The organism is Spirochaetota bacterium, from assembly GCA_026414805.1.
In the GTDB taxonomy this organism is placed as follows: Bacteria; Spirochaetota; UBA4802; order UBA4802; family UB4802; genus UBA4802.
In genome coordinates, this window is the sequence record JAOAIH010000107.1 from 1 (window position 1) to 6,131 (window position 6,131).

The window sequence follows — 6,131 nt, forward strand, 5'->3', positions numbered from 1 at the left end:
TTAGGATTAATATCGTTTGTAAAAATAAAAAAATTTTGTTCCTTTTGCATGATGTTGTGGGCATGCAATGGTGTTTTGCTTATTCTTACGGGAATTTTAATCAGCAAGGTGCATAATGGTTTAAAAAGTGGTTTGAACATACTACATGATTTTGATATGATAGAACTTTTAAAAAATAGGCAATTTCAAAAACTATTAGCAATAGTATCAATAGCAGGTATTATATCAGTGGTGAGTGGGTATGGTGTCAATGCATCACTTCAGTATACATATACTCAAAAGGAAAAACAAAGAGAAGCAAAGCTCATAGAAGATTTTAAAAAAGATTATGAAAAATATGAAAAAGTCAGCATAAAGGTTGACGATATTGAACCATTTATAGGGACAAATGAAAGCCCTGTACACATAGTTGTATTTTTTGATTTCAACTGTGGTGCCTGCCACAGAGCTGTGTCACTGCTACATGAGATTGCATTAAAATACCAGAGCAAGGTTGCATTGTACCTGAGGCATTTTCCTCTTGATGGCACCTGCAATAGATTTATTCCCCGTAAAAAAGACGGCACCTCATGCCGTGCATCATTGGTTGCATATTCACTGTATGGAAAAAGTGAGTATATTAACTTTGTTTTGCAGCTTATGCAATACCGGGGCAGTATAAATGAAGAGGTAATAAAAGAGGCTATTGTAAATGTACATCAAGACTGGGCAGATGTGGAAAAGAAATCCTATTCACCAGAAGTGCGTAAGCGCTTAGAAAATGATATTGCTCTGGGTGGTAAACTTGACATTAGTGCAACACCAACAATCATTATTAATAACACAAAGTTACGCCCTGGCATACCCCCGGCATATATTCTAGAAATGGCAATAAAGATAGAAATGGCAAAAAGGCAATAATTACCATTTTGAATTGACATCTTAATAAGCAGTAAATAAAGTATTGTGTTGTTGAACTATAAAGAGATAAAGGAGGCGTCATGAAAATATTAAAAATTGTGTTGCGTGTCATCACAGCAATCATTCTATTCCCGGTTATTCTGATATCGCTGTTAATAATTTATTGGGATGTGCGCAAACCGCCACAATATGTGTATGACCCATCATTGCAATTTAATTCTTATATTATTACGACATCAGAGAATCCATTAAAATGGCATAATTCCAACACAGACCTTATTTATTACGATGGGTTTTTTTACTGCATACACGCCCAGACCAAATGGCATTTGTATGATGATAATGGATATTTGCTGATCAAGCGTTCTTCTGATGCAAAAAATTGGCAGGATGTTGCGCAACTGGTGGTTTCGGGTAAAGATGTGCGTGACCCTAAATTTGCAATAATAAAGAAAAACCTTTTTGTGTATTTTTTAGTTAATGAAAAATTTGACCCTTCCCCGCATACTACCTACTGGTCATTTACAAAAGATGGCTTGGACTGGAGCAACCCAAAAGAACTGAAGACAATAGTAGTCAACCACCGTACACAAAAAGGAATGACAAAAGTAATGCAAGGTGGTTGGAACCTCTGGAGGCCTAAGACAAAAGATAATAAAGTGTGGTACGTAATTGCCAGTGGAAAAAAGCCGTTACTGTTGCCAACAGGCCAGCCTTCAAACACTGATGTTACTACCATAACAGTGCTGCTGTCATCGACTGATGGTTTAATCTGGAAAGAAGTTTCTGAAGTGTATACTGCATATGGCAATGGTGAGCCGGAGTTAGAGTTTTTGCCTGATGGTTCAATAATTGCAACACTGCGGTGTGGGAGCTTAGGAACAGGTGGATATGAATTTGGCAATCCAACAGGTAATACCATCATTGCTATTGCAAAAAAGCCATATACTATGTGGAGCTATGCTCATTCATTTATAACAAGACTTGACGGCGCTACTATGTTCTCAATCAAAGGGCGTATATTTGCAGCAGGAAGGAATCATTTAGGACCGCGGTTTGATTTAGGTAATCATGTGGCAAAAAAACGAACAGCTATTTATGAAGTATTGCCTGACAGGTTAATCCATCTGTTTGACCTTCCATCCAACGGTGATACCGCTTACACAGGTGTTGTAGTAAAAGATGGACTGGTATATGTAAGCTACTATACATGTCCAATTGAAAAGGATTATCCGTGGATAATTGGTATATGCTTTAAATCTAAAACCGATGTGCGCATGGCTACTTTTACTGTAGATGGATTGTTGAAGGTAGCCGATTCAAAAAGAATTTCTTTGATACAGTGAGGAAAAGTATGAATAAAGAAATTATATATTTTGTAGCTAAAGTCATTCTTTCTGTTATCGTGGGATTTCTTGTTATTTATCCATTGTATCTATATGGCAGACACTTCCTTTTGCCATAATGGTGCTTTAATTATTTATAATGGGAAACAGAGGAGATTATTATGGATATACTAGGATTCAGAACATCTAAGGCATGGAAAATTATTGTATATAGTTACTGGGTAATAATTGTTGTGTGTGCTGTGTTCTTTTATTATTTGATACTATCAACTTTATTTTAATTTCTTAAACACAACTGCTTCAACGCCAGCCTCATCCATCATTGTTTTTGCAAGCTCATCGTTGTAGGGATGTTCAAAGATAAATTTCTTTATGCCAGCGTTTATCAGCATCTTGGTGCAGATGGAGCAGGGCTGGTGGGTTACATAAATAATGGCACCTGAAATAGATACACCATGAAATGCTGCTTGAATTATTGCGTTCTGTTCGGCGTGAAGTCCGCGGCACAGCTCATGGCGCTCTCCTGAAGGGACGTTATAAATATTGCGCAGACAGGTCTCAGGCGTGCAGTGGGTGATACCAGTAGGCACACCATTATAGCCAGTTGAAAGTATACGCTTGTCCTTAACAATAACTGCACCCACTTTTCGCCGTATGCATGTTGCGCGTGAAGAAACATCATGTGCTATCATCATGAAATATTCGTCCCAGGAAGGCCTGTTCATTTAGCGCTCACCTTGCATTTGAAGTGTAGTAGTACAGTGTAATCCATTACAGTATGCAGAGTAAACTTTACTGTTAACGGTATTACACTGTGATAAACATACCGCTTAGGCTTTAATAAATCATGTTTTTTTGCATATTCTTTAATTTGATCTATTGGAATTGCGGTGGTGAGCGTCACAGGGTTTTGAGGTGCTACGTTCAGCACGGTGGTGGAATAGTCAACAGGCTGTAGTAGTATTTCATTATTATTATGTGCGATAGTTATTGTGATTGCTGGTTTTTTTAGCTGTAACTGTGAGGATGATTCGCTGGTAAAGGTTACTGATGCAAGGAGTGGTTGGTTTATGGTATGAATGATGGAGCAGCGCACCTGGATATTGTTTACAACAACAGTTTGGTATATGTAATCGGTTGGTTCCTTTTTTTGTATGATAAGAGTAAGAAGAATAATGAACACAAGAATATTGATGAGTAAAAAGATGCGGGAAAATCTCTTTTTACGCTGATTGGAGTTAGGTGGGGTTTCACCTTTTTTTATATATTCTATTCGTTCCCGTATTTTTTCATTCATTTTTTTATTCTATTTGCTGAACTATAGCTTCAGGGAGCATAAATGTTATTGATTTCATTTTAACGATATCACCATAGATCATGGCAAAGAAGTGTATGGTTAATGTTTTGCTTTGTTTCAGTGTTTTAAAAAAATAAGAATTAACAGGATTAGTGGCAAAATGAAATGTGTGATACGTTTGTATTTCTTTGCCATCAGCAAACATGGTAAGCGCTGTTGATTTTTCTTCTTTTTCTATGAGCCATGATACATTGGTTGGTAAAATTTCGTCAATAGCTTCGGGCAGGTCAAAATACAAAAGGTAGTAATCATCAGGTGTTGATAGAAGCAGTGACATCCCTGCATCCTCAAAAAAGTCGTAAATAGGATCAAAAAACTCTTTGTCAAGCGGTGAGTTGTCAGGAAGTTTTTGCAATGCTTCAATAAACTGTTTGGTTGCAATGATGTCCATATCCAGTAACTATCGCCTATAAATATTTTTACGTAAAAAGACAATGCAGAAGGTTGAGTCTGTTGACAGTAACTATCGCCCTAAAAATTATACATAATATCAACATTGGTGTTGGTGATTAAGCCGTATAGCTTGAATGCAAAATATATGATTACAAATACAAGCAATATCATTATGACAATATTCATTTTGTCAAGCAGTCTGTCCGAGATAGATTCCTGCAATTTGTTCATCATGAATGCAATGAGTGTGAGGTAACCTGCAAGGCCGGTGCAGCAGGCAACAAGAAAAGTTGCTTTGAGTGGAATTGTCATAGTTTGGAAAAGTTCAAGGTCAATTAAAAGCTTGTAGCCAATAACCCACCACACAATCATGCCAGGGTTGGTGATAGCAATAGTGAAACCAGTTAAAAACGATGTGCGCTTTTTGTACTGAATGTGCGTTTTGATGTGTGGCGGTATATGTTTGTGTTCGCGGTAGGAACGGTATAACAGTGCAATGATGACAAGGATGCCAAGTGAATACGTAAATATCTGCACATTGGGATAATGCAAAAAACCACCAATGCCAAAAAGCACCAGCACACCATAGATAAAGTCGGACGTCACAGAACCAAGCGCAACAGAAATTGCTGGCTTAAGATGTCCATTGATGGCTTTTTTAATAACTTCAAGCTGAACAGCACCAACAGGAATTGATGATATAAATCCAATAAAAAGGCCAAATGCAAATAAGAAAAAGATATGAATGGTGTACATGCCATACCTGCAAATAGAAATTTTGCTAATTATATACGATGTAAATTACTTAAAAAAGTTGCAAGTATTTTTTAAAAATAATATGAATTGTAAGAATTGGACAGAAATTTATAATACTATTTCTTCTTCTTTTTCAATTCTTCAACTTCCTGAGGTGTGAGTTTGCGCCCCTGTAATACTATTTTGCGAATTGATTCCTTTGAAAAATCATCTTCAAAGATTATCTCTTTACCTTTGTAAACTTTAAGGTTGTCAATAATTGGGATGCAATGCTTTGAGGCAAAGCCAATCTTACCGCTTTCTGGCTCTTCGTTAAGTGTGTGCGATAGTACCTGTGCATTGTCTATTGCAACGGCAATGGTTTTGCCCTGCACAGTGATTGTCAGCGTGTATGTCCTTCCGTATTCAAGCGATACTTCTCTAGAAGCTAATGTGGTGATATAAAAATTGCCCTTTGCCTGCTTTGGCAGCGTGGTGTCTTTGATGTCGGATTTGATGATGCTAATGGTGTGTATATTTGAACTGTTCCCGGCAAACTGTACTGCATAGAATTGTCGGTAATCAGATGCAGCAAAAAAAGTCATGTAGGTGATACTGTCAGCAGGTGCATGCAGTGAAATAGTGTGTGTGAGTTGCGTAATGGTAAATTCATCTGTACTTATCAATGAGTTAAGATTAATTAAGGGGCTGTAGTCAAAATTAAACGACTTACCCCTGTTTTCACGTAGATACGATTCTTTGTTGTCTGACACAACCGACCAGTTGCCGGAGATCTGCTGCCAGGTGTAAGTGGGTGTGGTTTGGGCAAATAATGATGTAGTTATAAAGGGTAGGGTGATTGTGAATATTGTTAAGAGGATTAAAAAGTGAAATATTTGTATGTTTGATTTTGTTTTCATAGAGTTACCGTACTATCATATTTGTATTTCTTTACACCCTTGTTGTGGTGAAAATAGCAAGTTATTCAATTGAAAAAGAAAATAGCCTTATGGATTGTAATAGAATAAGTATTACAATAAATTTTCTTATTTCAAAAATGTTTAAGATTACTAATCTTGATTATACATAATAAAATCATAAAAAATATATTTAGAAATTGCATTGGATTTGATAGTAAATTTACAATATCCACTTTTAATCAGAAATATTATGTATAAATTTATTCTTTAAGGTATAACTGAATCAATTGTATATACTTCAGAGGAACCTTCATTGAGACTCAGTGAAGCTGAATTTGTCTCAAGTATAGTAACTGTTCCTTCTTTAAATGTTTCACCATCTAAAATACTTGCTATAACTGAGCCACTTAGCTTTTCAACCTCTTTTGATTCTGTTTGTGAACCATGATTATATCCTCCACTTTTACTCCATACTTCATC

Annotated in this window: 8 protein-coding genes; 2 read left to right on the top strand and 6 right to left on the bottom strand. The window is 36.4% G+C overall.

The genetic code is table 11. The features are described from left to right. Both N3F66_14310 and N3F66_14315 read left to right on the top strand, forming a co-directional pair. Positions 1–900 (top strand): thioredoxin domain-containing protein (locus tag N3F66_14310; GenBank protein MCX8125318.1); only part of this gene is annotated, 900 nt, incomplete at its 5' end. 80 nt (positions 901–980) lie between these two features. Beyond that, positions 981–2,246, top strand: a complete 1,266-nt coding sequence (locus N3F66_14315) for a hypothetical protein (protein MCX8125319.1) — start codon at positions 981–983, stop codon at positions 2,244–2,246. A gap of 272 nt (positions 2,247–2,518) precedes the next feature. Here N3F66_14315 and N3F66_14320 read toward each other — a convergent pair whose 3' ends face one another. The 6 genes from N3F66_14320 to N3F66_14345 all read right to left on the bottom strand — a co-directional run. Further along, a complete protein-coding gene (locus N3F66_14320; GenBank protein MCX8125320.1) occupies positions 2,519–2,971 on the bottom strand; it encodes a cytidine/deoxycytidylate deaminase family protein in 453 nt (150 codons plus the stop codon). Then, on the bottom strand, positions 2,968–3,543 hold the full coding sequence (locus N3F66_14325; protein MCX8125321.1) for a hypothetical protein: 576 nt from the start codon (positions 3,541–3,543) through the stop codon (positions 2,968–2,970). The genes N3F66_14320 and N3F66_14325 overlap by 4 nt, the downstream gene beginning before the upstream one ends. Before the next feature lie 4 nt (positions 3,544–3,547). Beyond that, entirely contained in the window at positions 3,548–3,994 is a 447-nt protein-coding gene (locus N3F66_14330; GenBank protein ID MCX8125322.1) for a hypothetical protein, read from the bottom strand. Between the two features lie 80 nt (positions 3,995–4,074). Then, positions 4,075–4,752: a LysE family translocator gene (locus N3F66_14335; GenBank protein ID MCX8125323.1), complete on the bottom strand. Its 678-nt coding sequence runs from the start codon at positions 4,750–4,752 to the stop codon at positions 4,075–4,077. Positions 4,753–4,868: 116 nt separating this feature from the next. Continuing rightward, positions 4,869–5,651: a hypothetical protein gene (locus tag N3F66_14340; protein MCX8125324.1), complete on the bottom strand. Its 783-nt coding sequence runs from the start codon at positions 5,649–5,651 to the stop codon at positions 4,869–4,871. Between the two features lie 267 nt (positions 5,652–5,918). After that, the coding region (locus tag N3F66_14345) for a hypothetical protein (GenBank protein MCX8125325.1) at positions 5,919–6,131 on the bottom strand (213 nt) is incomplete at its 5' end.

Coding starts and splice junctions, on each gene's coding strand:
- N3F66_14315 (MCX8125319.1), top strand. CDS start 981: ATGAAAATATTAAAAATTGTGTTGCGTGTCATCACAGCAATCATTCTA.
- N3F66_14335 (MCX8125323.1), bottom strand. CDS start 4,752: ATGTACACCATTCATATCTTTTTCTTATTTGCATTTGGCCTTTTTATT.
- N3F66_14330 (MCX8125322.1), bottom strand. CDS start 3,994: ATGGACATCATTGCAACCAAACAGTTTATTGAAGCATTGCAAAAACTT.
- N3F66_14320 (MCX8125320.1), bottom strand. CDS start 2,971: ATGAACAGGCCTTCCTGGGACGAATATTTCATGATGATAGCACATGAT.
- N3F66_14325 (MCX8125321.1), bottom strand. CDS start 3,543: ATGAATGAAAAAATACGGGAACGAATAGAATATATAAAAAAAGGTGAA.
- N3F66_14340 (MCX8125324.1), bottom strand. CDS start 5,651: ATGAAAACAAAATCAAACATACAAATATTTCACTTTTTAATCCTCTTA.